Source organism: Chitinophaga niastensis, from assembly GCF_003014755.1.
In the GTDB taxonomy this organism is placed as follows: domain Bacteria; phylum Bacteroidota; class Bacteroidia; order Chitinophagales; family Chitinophagaceae; genus Chitinophaga; species Chitinophaga niastensis.
The window spans coordinates 957,320-973,147 of the sequence record NZ_PYAW01000002.1 but is presented as its reverse complement, the minus strand read 5'-3'; the positions used below and the strand labels follow the sequence as shown (position 1 = coordinate 973,147).

The 15,828-nt window shown below is 43.8% G+C and carries 9 protein-coding genes; all 9 read right to left on the bottom strand.

Annotated elements, in window-relative coordinates:
• Positions 1-78 precede the first annotated feature (78 nt).
• Entirely contained in the window at positions 79-1,536 is a 1,458-nt protein-coding gene (locus CLV51_RS12570) for a glycoside hydrolase family 30 protein (RefSeq protein WP_106528376.1), read from the bottom strand.
• A 60-nt stretch (positions 1,537-1,596) separates the two neighbouring features.
• Positions 1,597-3,000, bottom strand: a complete 1,404-nt coding sequence (locus CLV51_RS12565) for a RagB/SusD family nutrient uptake outer membrane protein (protein WP_106528375.1) — start codon at positions 2,998-3,000, stop codon at positions 1,597-1,599.
• A gap of 24 nt (positions 3,001-3,024) precedes the next feature.
• Positions 3,025-6,213, bottom strand: coding sequence for a SusC/RagA family TonB-linked outer membrane protein (locus CLV51_RS12560; protein ID WP_158266987.1), 3,189 nt, complete (start codon positions 6,211-6,213; stop codon positions 3,025-3,027).
• A gap of 197 nt (positions 6,214-6,410) precedes the next feature.
• Positions 6,411-7,466: a FecR family protein gene (locus tag CLV51_RS12555; RefSeq protein WP_106528373.1), complete on the bottom strand. Its 1,056-nt coding sequence runs from the start codon at positions 7,464-7,466 to the stop codon at positions 6,411-6,413.
• 68 nt (positions 7,467-7,534) lie between these two features.
• Positions 7,535-8,107 carry an RNA polymerase sigma factor gene (locus tag CLV51_RS12550; RefSeq protein ID WP_146151275.1) on the bottom strand — a complete coding sequence of 191 codons (573 nt, stop codon included), beginning with the start codon at positions 8,105-8,107 and terminating at the stop codon, positions 7,535-7,537.
• 112 nt (positions 8,108-8,219) lie between these two features.
• Entirely contained in the window at positions 8,220-9,428 is a 1,209-nt protein-coding gene (locus CLV51_RS12545) for a TlpA disulfide reductase family protein (RefSeq protein ID WP_106528371.1), read from the bottom strand.
• Between the two features lie 24 nt (positions 9,429-9,452).
• Positions 9,453-10,538, bottom strand: coding sequence for a TlpA disulfide reductase family protein (locus tag CLV51_RS12540; RefSeq protein WP_106528370.1), 1,086 nt, complete (start codon positions 10,536-10,538; stop codon positions 9,453-9,455).
• Between the two features lie 36 nt (positions 10,539-10,574).
• Positions 10,575-11,999, bottom strand: a complete 1,425-nt coding sequence (locus CLV51_RS12535; RefSeq protein ID WP_106528369.1) for a RagB/SusD family nutrient uptake outer membrane protein — start codon at positions 11,997-11,999, stop codon at positions 10,575-10,577.
• Positions 12,000-12,017: 18 nt separating this feature from the next.
• Complete coding sequence (locus CLV51_RS12530) at positions 12,018-15,461, bottom strand: TonB-dependent receptor (RefSeq protein WP_106528368.1); 3,444 nt, start codon at positions 15,459-15,461, stop codon at positions 12,018-12,020.
• Positions 15,462-15,828: the final 367 nt, after the last annotated feature.

The window sequence follows — 15,828 nt, the reverse complement described above, 5'->3', positions numbered from 1 at the left end:
GCCGTAAAACTAAACGATTTTGTGCAGGGAACTAACCCACACTGTTAACTTTTAATCATTAATGATAAGCGGCGCTCCTTACCAAACAAATGTGCCCACACTCCCTGCAGGTAATACCGGCGTTGTCCAATTACCCTGGTACTTCAGATTAAAGGAAACGGCGGCATTATCATCATTCAATACAATCAATACTTTCTTTCCATCGGGCCTTTTAAAGGCCACGCCGGCTAAGTTGCCACTATTGCTGCTGCTGATCCTCACTGAACCGGCCGGTACAAATTTAGATGCCTGTGCAATGATATAATAGGCCACATTACGGGTCACTGTGGAGCCACTAATAGTTAAAGCGCCTTTGCATTCCGTACAACCACCCGGTGTATGCGGACCATAATTAGGATCATTTGCCAGATTCCATTCCAGCGCTACCCGGCTCCAGTTGCGCATGGCACCGATGATCACATTCTTAGTATGCCATCTTAGGTCGCCTTCAAATCCGCCTTTTGAGCTAGTCCATTGTTCCGTGAAGTAAACAGCTTTACCAGGTGCCGCATTATGTACGGCAGACAAAGCACTGATATCTCCTGCATATAAATGAAAAGCGCTGCCATCTACAAATTTTGCGGCAGCGGCATCGGCGAGAATCGTCTGTGGATAATCAGGATGGTCGCAGTTATGATCATAGGTAATAACTTTGGTAGATAATCCTGCTGCAGTAAAAGCGGGTCCCAGGTTATTTTTGATGAAGTCGCGCTGGTCTTCTGCCGCCATTTTCAGGCTGGGATTATTATCAGGATTCAATGGTTCATTTTGCGGCGTAATGGCATCAATGGTAATACCAGCTGCCTTCATCTGCTGAATATATTTTACAAAATATTGGGCATATACATCATAGTATTGTTTTTGTAAACTGCCCCCTTTAAAGCTTCCGTTGTCTTTCATCCATACTGGCGCACTCCAGGGCGTAGCTAAAATTTTTATCTGCGGATTAATCAATCCGATTTCTTTTAACAAAGGAATTAATCCTGTTCCGCCGGCCTGGTCTGCATCCAACGAAAAATGCGCTAAAGGCAGATCTGTTTGTCCTGCAGGAATATCATCATAAGAAAACGTGGTCGCGTTTAAATCTGATGCGCCGATACTGATCCGCAGATAGCTGATACCGATGCCGTTGCTGCCATTCCCAAACAGCTCCTGCAACAACTGCTTTTTATCTGCTCCATTCATGGCATTCAGCAGCTGCGCGCTACCGCCGGTGAGGGTGTAACCAAATCCATCTATTTCCTGGAAGGCCTGTGTACTGTCTACTTCAATCGTAGCATAACCGTTATTGTTGGTATTGCCAAACAACAGGCTACCTGTTTGTTGTTGCAGTAAACTTTGCTGATCACCTTTTGTGAGCCAGTAGTCTGCCTTGATGGTGGTTTGACGCGAAGTGTCAGCAGGCGCTGGTTGGCTGGCTACTTTACCGCCGGAGCAACTGCTACATGAAAAAATAATATTCCCAAAAAGTATGATGATAGCGAGCGTTGTTTTCATGTGTGGTTATTTAAACACCTCCCCCCTCCTTGTCAGACAGGAGGAGGTGTTAATTTCAGGTCACTTATTAATATTCGGGTTATTATCTATTTCATCCTGTGATATCGGGAAATAGAGTTTATCGGCTGTTACATTATAATTCAGCAAATTGCCATTACCATCCTTTACCGCATTCATCACGGCTACTGCACGGTTAGTGCGGATCAGGTCATACATGCGATGGCCTTCAAATGCCAGTTCCAGCTGTCTTTCTTTTTCAACAGCCAGTTGTAGTGCAGCTTGTGTGTTAGCAGGTGTATTACCTAATTTAGCACGATTCCTGATTTTATTAATATAGTACTGTGCGCCGTTGACACTATTATCCAGTTTATTTAATGCTGTTAATGCTTCTGCTTTCAGCAACAGGATATCTGCATAACGTAAACGATAGGTATCGCTTTTACCATCTCCATCTGGATACTTGTTGATAACCGGTACTGGTTGTGGCCAGTAGTCGTCTGTCCAGGGAGTAGTAACATATTGTATGCTGGCATTTTTTCTGATCGCGTCACCTTCTGCATCCCAGGCGTTTACCAAAGCATGGGCAGGGATATGGAATTTTTTCCAGTTGCCCCACATCCACGGTGTAGTCATGCCCGTTAGCCAGTTCTGATGTATAACACCATCGTTTTGTGTTTCCCAGATGGATTCAATACTATTTTTACCGGATACCTGGAACAGGCTGGCGAAATCGGGTACCAGGTCGTAACCCAATGCAGTAACGGCATCGCAATAGGTAACTACCTTATTCCAATCAGGAGTTGGCTGCTGTGCATACACTTTGGCCAGTAACGCATTTACACATCCTTTTGATACCTGGCCTTTATCTGGAACGGTAGCACGTACACGTGACAAAGCAAATTCCAGATCTTTTATGATGAATGCATATACTTCACCGGCTGATTTTTTTGAAGAAAACATACCGGTTACATCAGTAGGCAGGCTCATTACAACAGGCACTTCTTTCCATGTTCTGATCAGGTTAAAATAATGCCAGGCACGTAGAAAGGAAGCCTCTCCCAATATTTGCTGCATGCGTTCATCTGTCAGTTTAGGGTCCTTCATAGTGGGCACAAAACTGAGTACAAGATTACAGTTTTTGATATCTGTATACAGATAATTCCAATCTCTTTTTAAATTCCCGTTGGCAGAATTAACGGTATATTTATCTATAGAAAAATTCGCTGCATTATCTCCTCCCGCATAACAATTATCTGACATCACATCACCGTTCACCACAAAATCGGAAGTATAATATTCATCGTACAGGTTGTCGTAAGCGCCCTGTAACAGGGCTTCCGCAGATTTCATTTTTTCAGGCAATGCATCCGAAACAGGTTTTTTATCCAGGAAATCCTTTGTACAGGAGGCAAACAAGGCCATGCTGATTAATCCGGTTGTTATATAGACAGTAAATTGTTTCATAAATGGAATATTTTATTGTAAAAATCAAAACTCAGCATTCAAACCAAAAATAAAAGCACGGGCTTGTGGATAAGTACCGTAATCAATACCCATTCCCGGTCCGTTCGGGCTATTCTGGCTTACTTCCGGGTCAATACCACTGTATTTGGTGATCGTGAAAAGGTTTTGTCCGGTTACATATAAATTAAGACGGCTGAAGCCTGCTTTTTTTACAATAGCGCCGGTGAATTTATAACTTAAAGTGGCGGATTTCATTCTTACATAGGCACCGTTCTCTACAAAGCGCGAGGACACCAGGCTGTTGTCGGTATTACCTTTGGTGGCTTTGGGAATATCTGTTACATCTCCCGCATTTTTCCAGCGTCTTAACACTGCCGTACTTTGGTTTTTAGAATCATACAATCCTTCCAGTTCTATGCGGGAAGCATTAAAAATATCATTACCATGAACTCCCTGCACAAAAAAGCTGAGTTCAAAATTTTTGTAGCTGAAAGTGTTTGTTAACCCATAAATAAAATCAGGCTGTGCATTGCCAATCCAGGTGCGGTCGCCATCAGAAAGGGTTTTGCTACCATCCAGATCTGCATATTTAATATTACCGGTAGCAGGATCTACCCCTTCAGATTTATAGCCATAGAAAGAACCCAGTGGTTTGCCCGGTTCTACACGGATTGCTTTACCTCTTTCATATACATCACCATAGCTCAGGTTTTTAGAAAACGCACCCAGACTGGTTACTTCATTACGATTAAAGGAAATGTTGCCGTTGATATTCCATTTCAACTCCTTGTCAATGGCCAATGCTGTTATACCTAATTCTACTCCTTTGTTTTCAATATTGCCCACGTTATATCGCTGCTCACCGAAACCGGAAGAAGGAGGTGTTTGTACAAATACCAGCATGTTACTGGTTTTCTTGAGATATGCATCTGCGGTAACGGTGATACGACCTTTCAGCAAAGCGGCATCTACACCAATATTTGTTTGTGTAGTGGTTTCCCAGGTTAAACGATCTTTCGGTAAGTTATTAAAATTAAATCCACCTGTTCCGTTAGGAGAAAAAGTAGCATAGTAATCGTAATCACCGATACCATCATTACCTGTTTTACCCCAGCCTGCACGCAGCTTTAAATCAGAAAAAACATTTTGGTTGAAAAAGCTTTCATTGCTGATCCGCCATGCACCTGCAACAGAGGGGAACCAGCCATATCTTGAATTAGAAGGGAACCGGGAAGAGCCATCATAACGGAGATTGGCCGTTAATAAATATTTATCTGCATAACCATAATTTACCCTGCTCAGGTAAGAACGTTTGGACCACTGAGATTTGGTGGTTTCCTGTGTTTCCCTGATACTGGAGGCATTGAGTGTACCTACTGCACCATCACTATATCCCCTGGCCACATCGTTGGTGTAGTTATAATCAGATTCCTGCATCGTATGACCAATCAATGCCGTGATATTATGTTTGCCGATCTGTTTGGTGTAGTTGAGGGTATTTTCCCAAAGCCATACAAAACGTTCTTTGGATTGTGATTTACCATATCCTTTTTTCGATCTGCCAAAGTCAGTGGAATAAGGGTCCAGGAAATAATCATAACGGTTGCCCTGTGATTCCACCCCCAGGTTGGAGCGGAAATGCAGCTCCGGCAAGATGGTAAAATCAGCATTTACATTTCCCAGGAAGCGGTTGTCAACACTTTTTTGATCCGGCGCAAACGCATATGCAATAGGGTTTTGCCAGCTCTGCTGATTCACATTATTGGTGTAGGTACCATCAGGATTATAGATGCCCAGTGTTGGTGGAGATGTTAACGCAGATAAGATAGTACCGCCTTTTGCTACACCCATGTTATCCGGTACATCTACAAATACAGCTCTTGTAAATGCCAGGTTAGCGCCTACTGTTAACCAGTTCTTTACCTTATTATCCAGGTTGGCACGTACAGAATAACGATCATAATCGGCAGGTGCTACTACACCTTTCTGTTTCTGATAACCACCGGAGATATAATAATGGCCGCTTTCAGTACCGCCGGACACACCTACCTGTACGTTTTGTTCCCTGCCTGTTTTAAAGGTTTCTTTCTGCCAGTCGGTATTGTTATTATTAGGATCGGTATATCCCATTTCTGTCATCAGTACCTTGTAGTCTGTGGTGTTCAGTACACCTACTTTTTTTGCGAAAGAAGACGTGCCTGTGTAGGTATTAACAAATATCTTTGATTTTCCGGCGATCCCTTTTTTAGTCGTTACCAGCACCACGCCATTCGCACCGCTGGCGCCATAAATGGCGGCGGAGGAAGCATCTTTTAATACAGAAAAACTTTCAATATCACTGGGATTCAGGAAGTCGATGTTTTCTACTATTACGCCGTCCACTACAAACAGCGGATCATTTTTAGCATTCAGGGAAGTATTACCGCGGATGCTGATACTCAATCCTGATCCGGGTTTGCCGGAAGGAGCAGATACATTTACACCGGCTGCCTGTCCCTGTAAACCTGCGGCAGCACTCACAATGGGCCTGCTGTCAAAAGCATCTGCCCTTACTACAGACACCGCACCGGTAATATCTTTTTTACGTTGGGTACCGTAACCCACTACCACTACTTCATTCAGTTTGCTGTTTTCCGTAACGAGTTTTATAGGAATAAATACCTGGTCGTTGATGGCAATTTCCTGTTGCTGAAATCCGATGAAAGAAACCACCAGCACTGCATGTTTGTCTGGTACCGTCAATGTAAATTTTCCGTCCACGTCTGTGGTGGTACCCACATTGCTGCCCTTAATCCTTACGGATACGCCGGGCATAGGTTCATTACCATCACTCATTACCCTACCGGTGACCGTAACGTTATTAATTCCGTTATCAGACAGGTGATCTGACGGAGAAAGATAGAGCAGTATCTGCTCATTATCTATCACCTTAAAATCAATGCCCAACGGCTTTAATACATTATCAAAAAATTCTTTCAGCTTTTTTGATTCCAGCTTACAGGATACTTTCCTGTTTACATCAACAATATCGCTACTATAGGTAAACTTTACGCCGATCTGGTTCCTGATCTGGCTGAGCAGCTTTCGTACGGATGTCTGATCCGCAGAAATACTGATCGGCTTTTCCAGCACAGACTGGGACCGGGCCTTGTTTGCGTAGGTGGACAGTGAAAAAATAGTAGCAAGAATAATTTGAATAGCAGTTATTCTCATAACGTAGTAGATTACGACAGCAAATCGCTTTTTTTTCATAACTTGAGTGGCTTTGGTTCGTTAATGATAGTTTGCGGACATGAGGCATCTTAACCGCTGCAAACGGTTAATTTTCATAAAGCTGGTAATGCCCTACATTACCAGCTTTTCTTTATAACATTCGTATTTACATAGGCAATATTATTACGATCGCCGGGTTAATTACATCCTTTCCCTTTGATATAAATAGTTGTTCCTTTTACTTCGTAAGACGCCTGGATAGATTCACAAATAATATCCAGTTTCTCATATAGATTTTGTTTTGTTATATCTCCTGTAAAGTGGCAATTACTGAAGTGTTGATTATCTGTTTCTATCGTAATGGCGTACGTCCCTTCCAATGTAGCTAATACGTCATCGAGGGAGGTTTCCTCAAATATAAATCGTGCCGGCGGCACCCCGTTAGTGGCGGATATTACCGGTTTAGGATCATCCACCAGTGATGTTACAAACTGGTTGTTCTCCGGCTTAAAAGTTACTTTCTGATTAGGAGTGATAATGATGCTGTTGGCTGGCAAACCGGCGATTGAATCATTCTTCTTTTTCCGTTCGTATACAGATACTTTACCCGTTACTACCGATACCTCTACTTTGCTGGTCTTTTTATCATGGATCACGTAAAAGCTGGTGCCCAGTACTTCGGCTACAATACCTTCCTCTGTATGAACTATAAAATGTTTGGTACTATCATGTGTGATCTGAAAAAATGCATTTCCGGAGAGATAAACATCCCGCGTTTTGCCGCTGAACATTTCAGGATAATATACCGCACCGCCCGGCTGCAGCTGCACGATAGATCCGTCGTTTAATGTTACCTCCCTGTTCTTGTTTTCTTCATTATAAAAAAAAGAATAATTTTTGGGAATAGCTTCCTGTGTAAACAGTACCCGTGGCTGTACGGCAGACCGGTGCGAGGCCCAATACCAGCCAGCGGCTACTAACAGCGCGGCACACCCTGCAATAGCCAGGCGGTACAACTTTCGTGGCCGTAATGGTATGACAGGCGTTTCAGTGGTTACCGGCTCCCTGTTAACAGTAGCGTATACATTTGACCATATTTTACTTTCTATATCCTGCTTTTCTTCGGAAGAAAGTGCTATCTCACTTTCATTAATAAATGATTTGTACCATTCCAATACTACCTTTTCTTCCTGTGGAGAACACAGTCCTGCGAGGTATTTTTCCAGTAAATCGTCAAATTCGTATTGGCTCATGCAATCAGTTTGTCTGATTATACTGACGCAGTAGTGAAAGAAATCCCTAAAAGATTTGAAAAATTTTTTCAGAAGAAAAAAGGCAGGTAGCCTTTGAGGCGCTGCCGGAGCAGTTTAATGGCTTTGGTGATATGGTATTCAACCGCCTTTTCGGTCAGATCCAGGTTGCCGGCTATTTCCCGGACAGACTTATTTTCAAAACGGCTCAGGAGGAAAACGGTCCGGGTTTTCTCCGGCAGTTCTTTGAGGGTGCTGTCAATAGCTTTCAGCAACAGGTCCCGGTTCACATCCTCCTCTGTACTATTGGACACCGGCGGGGTGTGCAGCGATTGCCTGAACTTCTCTGCCGTAATTTTTCTCCGTTGAAAGTCATTTAAGATATTTCTCAGAGAAACTGCCAGGTAGGCCCCCACGTTATTAATCACTGCTTTCTGCCTGTTGGCCCAGAGTCTTTCAAAAATAGTTTGTATTAATTCTTCTGCTTCCTGCCGGGAGGTGGTTCTTTTGAGCGCAGCATTATATAGTTTGAACCAGAAACGTTTATAGATCTCTTCAAACGCGCGGATATCAGCATTTAGCTGAAATGCCTTTACTAAATCATCATCTTCATACAGGGAATAATTACTACTATCGTCTCTCATATTGCATTGCCAAACGTAAAAGCCAAAATAACGGTTTTTATCGGATGGTCCAAAATAAGGAAAGTTGCCAGTATGCCGGCAACTTTCCTTATTTTTCAGTTGGCAGATAACCTTATGCACCAAATATCTCCAGCAATTTTTTATTCATGGCGTCATCATCTTCGCCACCGCCGCCATAGCGCCCAATGATCATGCCCTGCGGATCAATGAGTATTTTGGTAGGCAAAGAATGAATACCGAAATGATCACTCAAATCTTCCGGATTCTCCACGCCCGTCTTTCTCTTATTCCAGTCCAATCCTCTGAGCACATGTTTCCAGATACCAATTCCATCCTGTTCTACGGCCTTTTTCCAGGCAGCTGTATTGCTATCGTCGTCTGATACACCAATCACTTCAAAACCTTTACTCTTGTATCGGGTATATAATTCTTTCAGATGCGGATTGCCTTTGCGGCAGGGACCACACCAGCTTGCCCAGAAATCAACGATGACATATTTCCCTTTAAAATCAGACAAACTAAGCGGCTGCCCGTTGATATCAGTTTTACTGAAAACATACGCAGGGTTACCGGGAGAGCCGGCACGCAAAGCATCCAGCTCTTTCCTCAGGTTTTTGCCGTCCATGCTTTGCTGCAACTCCGGCGACATCCTGGCGTAATAACCTTCTCCTTCCTGTAAAGGCATATTACTAACGCGGTAACGAAGCAGGTCGGCTGTAACATAAGAGTTGGGATGTTTATCCATAAATACTTTATCTGCCTTTTCCATTTCATCATAATAAGGCTCCATCTGTTCCTTCAGCTTATCTAATTTTGTTTTCAATGGCTCCAGTGCAGCGTCCCCTTTTTTTGCCCTATGCCCGGCTATATATTCCTTATTAAGTTTATCAAAGGCCTTTGATAATGGTTTCAGCTTTTTCATTACAGGCGCCCGCTCCGCTTCCAGTTCTTCCTGCTCCAGCTGTACTTTTGAGCCGGTGAGTTTTGCTTCACTGAAATGTCCTTTCTGTACTTTCAGTTGCATGTTGGCTGGCTCCATAAAAAAAGAGGCTACGTCACCTTCCCCATACATGGCAGCTTTTGAGTTGAGATAAAGCCTTCCCGTTAGCGGCTGCGATAATTGTCCATGAAAGCTAAACTGCCCGGTTTTAGACAACACACTATCTGTATGATACTTATTTTCTCCCTCACTGTAGCTGAGGTAGATATACCCGTTTTGCAGGCCCGCTACCTGTCCTGTAAGGGTGAATGGTTTGGTTTCCTGTGCCTGCAAATTAAGGTGGAGCAGGAAGATGCTACATGTGAAAATGCAATACTTCATCGCTGTAATTTTTATGAATGATGATTATTTCAGTATTTCTGCCAGTTTGGTATGGAGTGCTGTTCCTCTTAATTCCTTTGCAATGATGATACCTTGCGGGTCCATCAGGAAAGAACAGGGAATAGCCTGGATACCGTATTGCTGCGCCACTTCATTACGGAAGCCTTTGAGGTCTGATACCTGCATCCAGGGCATCCCATCCTGTGTAATGGCCTCTTTCCATTTATCGGCTTTCTCATCCAGGGAAACGCCTACTACTGTGAAGTTTTTATCTTTAAATGTGTTGTAGGCTTTCAGTACATTAGGATTTTCTGCGCGGCAAGGGCCGCACCAACTGGCCCAGAAGTCCAGCAGCACATACTTTCCCTTGTAGTCGGATAAGCGCACGGGTTTACCGTTTACATCCGCCTGCGTAAAATCAATCATTGGCTGACCGATAGCACTTTTCTTCAATATGGCTAACCTGTTTGCCAAACGCTGACCGGTAGCGGTTTGCTGTGCAGCAGGTGTCAGTTGCCGGTAAAGGCTGTCCAGCGGTGCATATTCACCAATAACAGCCATATCTGCAATCATACTCACACTTATTGCGCTCTCCGGATGCGCCAGGATATATGCTTTGGTACGTTCATGCCTTTGTGCACGCAGCGTTTCCAGTTGTCCTTCCAGAGCGGCTTTTGCGGTATCATTCCCTTTTACTTCGTCATACCTGTTATACAATACATTTTCTTTGCCGGTGATATCTGCAATGGATGTTTCGAATATTTTATAAGCATCCTGAATAGCAGAGCCGGTGATCTTTAACTGGTCAACAGAATCGATGTTGCCTTTGATCTGCACAGCTGCATTCTCCATGAACAGTTCTATGTACCGGGCAGAGGTACCGATAAATATTTTTTGCGGTTCCGTTATTTGTCCGCTCCAGGTGAATTTGCCATCCTTTACTTTCACCGTATCCGTTTTAGCGGAATCGGCTACGGGTATGGAAACATAAACAACGGAGTCTTTCAGTCCGGAAAGGTCTGCGGTAATGGAAGCCTGGTTGCTGTTAGCCGGCTTACAGCCACCAGTCAGTAACAGGGCTGCAATCATTGTTTTTGTGTGGATCGTCATGAATGAAGTTTTATGGTTTTAATAAAATAGGTGTACTCATTTCTGATAGCCGGTATTCTGATCACCGATCGCAGGATTACTTACAAACTCTGCATGTGGAATAGGTAATATGTACCGGATCTTATCGGTGATAGACGGGCGTAGTTGCTGTACGGTGGCAAAAGGCAAACGTAGTAAAGCCATCCATTCCTGTCCGTCTTCTCCTACCAGGTTCTTTGCAATTTCAAAATAGATCTGTTTCAATAGTTGGTCCTGGCTAACGGCATTATCCACTGCGGTAAAATCTGCCACGCCTGCATGCCCCATAATATTTTTCAGGATATCGCGGGCGGCCGCCAGGCTGCCACCGGAACGTACAATGGCTTCTGCTTTCAACAGGTATACTTCCGTTAAGCGGAAGGCATAAGCAGTTTCAGAAAGCGGCGTTGCCTTGGTGCCTTCAGCAATGTATTTAAGGAAATAATAAGTGCCGTCTGTACTTGGATTGGCACTTCCTGTCAACCAGCTTTCACGGGGATCATTCTTCAGCAAATCTTTCAAGGCCTGTTTGGCTACATACAAAGCAGAGGCACCCGGCCAGTACTGACTGCTGAGGTTATAGTAGTAAGTTTCCTGGTTCTGCTGCGGTTGAATGCCCAGTATTACTTCTTTGCTGCCCAGCCCTTTTGTATAAAAAATATCCTGTGCTTTAGGTTCCAGTGCATAATGGCTATTCAGTATAATACTATCAGCAAGATTAATAGCGGTTGTATAATCAGCAGGTTGCCCATGACTCATCATCACCCGCATCTTTAAAGCCATCGCTGTCCACCTCGTTGCATAATAATCAGGACGGTCTGCAGCTGCATTGGCAATAGCATCATCCAGGTCTTGCAGGATAAATGCATAGCTCTCATTTACTGTACTGCGTTTCTTTGCAATATTTGCCAATGTTACAAACTCGTTGCGTAATAAAGCGCCATGCGGGCTGCTGAGATCATACCATTCTCCATAATAACTTAATAATTTAAAATGTGCATATGCCCGCATAAAGCGTGCTTCGCTCAATATTTCTTTTTTACGGTTGCCGGTAAATTGTTTGTCCTCCAATGCTGTTACACCTTTAATGATGCCATTGGCAGCATTGATAAGCGCATAGGAAGAACTCCAGTAAATATCACTGTAACCGGAATTGGCATAGTCATTATCTTCTGCAGGATCAGGGCCGTAGCCATATCCGAGATAACCGGCAAACATACCGGGTACTACTTCATGCTCAAACCAGCTGGTAGTATTATTGTTGTTGGTGCTTACATTGGCAAAACGATAATAAACACCATTTAGCGCAATCTCAGCTGTACGCTGATCCAGGATAGTATTACCATCTACTTTTGCATTCTCCGGCAGTTTGCCAAGATCCTTTTTGCAGGAAGCGCCTGTTAATAACAATGCGCTGATAACTATATATATGATCCTTTTCATAATAATTTCTTTTGCTGTTTAAAATCCGAAACGCAGACCTACACTATATTGCTTCACAGTAGGAAAAGTGCTCACATCATTACTGCTATTGATCAGGCTATACGGGTTGTTACTTACTTCAGGATCAGGTCCCGGATACCTGGTAATGGTAAACAGGTTAGTGGCCGATACGTATAGGGAAGCATCTTTGATATGCATCCTGGTGGCTACCCTAGCTGGTAACTGATAAGTAAGTGTGATGGATTTTAATTTTAGGTAAGAGCCATCATATACATCATTGCTGGCAGAATAAGCAGTACCGTTTTGACCCAATATCAGTCTGGGTCTTTCTGATGTGGAATTTTCCGGTGTCCATCTGTCTAAAATCCTTACCCCTTTATTTGTATATCCGCTGATAAATTTATTTTGTCCATCTGCGAGGTAAAATATTTGTCCGCCGTAAGAGAAGGTCATCAAAGTAATCAGGCTGAAATTCTTAAACGTGAACGTATTGGTGAATCCACCGTAAAATTTAGGCTGTGCATGTCCAATCACATCATTTGCAAAATATCCGGTGCTGTCCAGTTTATACATAGGATCACCGATACCCAGGTAGGGCGCAAAATATTTAGCATACACAAAGGCCTTTTTATAATCTGCCAGTTCCTTTTCGGTGCGGATGATGCCTGTAAACTGCCGTCCATACAATAATCCCAGCGGTTGTCCTTTTCTTACAATACTGTTGCCCAGATTATATTGCGCTGTTGCTGCATCATCAGCAGGATTGGTAAAATCATAATTAATATCCTGAACAATGGCCCGGTTGCCGGAAATATTCAATGCACCTGACCACTGGAAATTTTTATGATTGATAAAATCGGCACGCAGATCCAGCTCCAGACCTTTATTATTGATGGTAGCAATATTGGAAATTACGCTGCTGTAAGAAGAACTGGGTGCAAGAGTAGCCGTCAGTAACAGTCCCGTGGTGTTTTTTTCGTAATACCCGATTACACCGCGCAGGTGTGATCCGAAGAGTGCGAAATCAAGCCCCAGGTCTTTTTGTAATGTAGACTCCCACTTGATTTTATCATTGCCTAACTGCGTAGGCACCAATGCATTGGTACCTCCATATGATCCGGGTGTATACAGTGTATAAAAAAGGTTATCCCCAAAATTTTGCGTACCGGTATAACCTGCACTGGCTCTTAATTTTAGTTCATTTACCCATTTTGCTTTTTTCATAAATGGTTCTTCAGAGATACGCCAGGCAATACCACCGGAAGGAAAATAACCGACCCTGTTATTAGCCGGAAATTTGGAAGATGCATCAGAGCGACCGGTAAAAGTGAACAGGTATTTTTCTTTCAGGGCATAGTTAGCGCGCATATAAAAACTCAGCAAAGAGTTCTGCCCGGAAACGCCCGTTGCCGGAAGCGTAACAGCAGCAGAGGAAATATTATTAAGATATTTATCATCCGGAAATCCTTGTCCGCTGGCAGAGAAAGAATTAAAACGGTACTTCTGCCAGGAAGTTCCGGCCACTACGTTCACCCGGTGATTTTCACTGAACTGTTTATCCCAGGTAAGTGTGTTTTCATAAAAAACATTGATATCCTCTGATTGCGCCTGGGTAGCTGTTCCGCCATTGGAGGTGCCAACACCATAAGGAGAAGCAATCACCGCTGTACTCGGCACATAGTTCAGCTGATGATAATTATTATAGTTAACAGAAGCCGTACTCCTGAATTTCAGATCTTTCAGGATATCATATTCACCCGACAACGATCCTATGAGTGAAGCTGTTTTACCTTCATTGATACCACTCAGCAGCGCCATGGGATTCTGGAAGCCCTGGTAGTCATCCCCGCCTATCTGTGATCCCAGAAATTGATGAACGCTGCCATCCGGATTATACGCCGGCAATGTAGGCGGCGCATACAATCCCTGTGCATAAATGCCGTTGGTTATATTGTTTTTGGTAAACCCGTAATCAAGATTTGTAATTACGCGGAAGCGATGTGTAATTTCATTATCCAGGCTAGTCTTTCCGGAGATACGGGAAAAATCGGTACCCCTTAATACGCCATCCTGTTTCGTATAGGCGAGAGAGGTATAATAACGGGAACCGGCTCCACCGCCACGTACAGAAATATCTGCATTATGGGACATGCCGTTACGTAACACCAGGCCAAGCCAGTCTGTATTGGCAGTACCCAGAAAATCCGGTTTCGTCAAAATGTTGGTGGCTTTCGCATCTGGTGCTTTACCCGCAGCTGCCCTGGCATCATTCAAATTTTTTGCTGCCTCTTTTAACAGGGTAAGGTACTGATCTGCATGCAGCAGTTTTTCTTTGATGGGCGTACTCATGCCTGTGTAATAGTTTGCTTCCAGCACCGGCTTCTGGTTCAGCTTTCCTTTTTTGGTAGTGATGATCACCACACCGTTAGCCGCTTTGGAACCATATATAGCGGTAGCAGAAGCATCTTTCAGGATATCGATCGTTTCAATATCGCTGATATTCAATCCTGCCAGGCTATTCAGTCCTCTTGCAAAGGAACCACCCACAGAGGAGTTAGGATCATCGCCACCAAAACGCTCTACCGGATTTACTGCTTCCGCCTGGTTTTGAATGTACCTGTTTTGTATAGTGATCTGTACACCATCTACAATGTATAACGGATCATTGCCGCCCAATAAGGAGGTGCCGCCACGAATACGGATCTTAGCTACTCCACCCGGAGAGCCATCAGCCTGAACTACCTGCACACCGGCTGCCTTGCCGGCCAGCGCCTGGTCAATGCTGGCAAAGGGAACATTCTTTACTTCTTCTACATTCACAGAAGCAACGGAGCCGGTGAGGTCTTTTCTTTTGGTACTACCATAACCTACTACCACATATTGTTCCAGCTCATCTACTTTCGTTTTTAATACTACCTCAATTTTCACTTTACCATCCAGCAGAATCGTTTGCGATTCAAAGCCCACACTGGTGATGAGGAGCACCGCGCGGCTATCTGCATTTTTAAGGATAAACCGGCCATCCTTATCTGTAATGGCTGCTGCCGTACTTCCTTTTACATGCACAGAAACGCCCGGCAGCGGATTGCCCTTTTCATCCGCTACATGTCCGGTTATATCTGCTGGCACCGGAATACCAGGCGACAGCATAAGCTCTGCAGGAGTGGCTATTTTACGGGATATTACAATAGTGTTCCCCTGAATATCGAAAGTTAATGGCCGGTCCTGTAACAGCTTCTCCAGCGCCACTTTTAAAGGCACTTCCCGTATCTGAATGGAAACAGGACTGATGTCCGATAAATCTTTACTCCGGTAAAAAAACAGGAAACCGGTTTGCTGCTTGATAACGGTAAATACTTCCGGCAGCGGCATGTCTTTACAGGTAACACTCACTGTTTGGGAAAATCCCCTGGCGCTCACCTGTAAAGCAAAAATGGTCAGTAAAATTGCGGTCAGTTTCATCACTCTCCTGATTTTGGTTGTACAAAGAATCCCTGGTTGATAGGATGTCCTGGTAATGAAAGCCCCTGGTAATGGCATAGCAAGCCTAAGCGGGCTGCGAACAACATTAATTTTCATACCTTAGATTGGTTTTTGGTTGACTATTTGTTTTTCTTCCGCTTATCAAAGCGGAAAAAAGCTTACCTAAATGGGTTAACCTTTAATCAAAACCTGGTGTAGACGCCAATCTTACCACCAGGTTTTTTTTATGGATAAAAATGAGATGCCCGTGCCCGGTGGACCTCAAAAAAAATTCATTACAGGCATGGATGGAATGCTATCTGTGCAGGTGTTGGTGGTTCCCGGCACAATAGTGCTGACTACTATA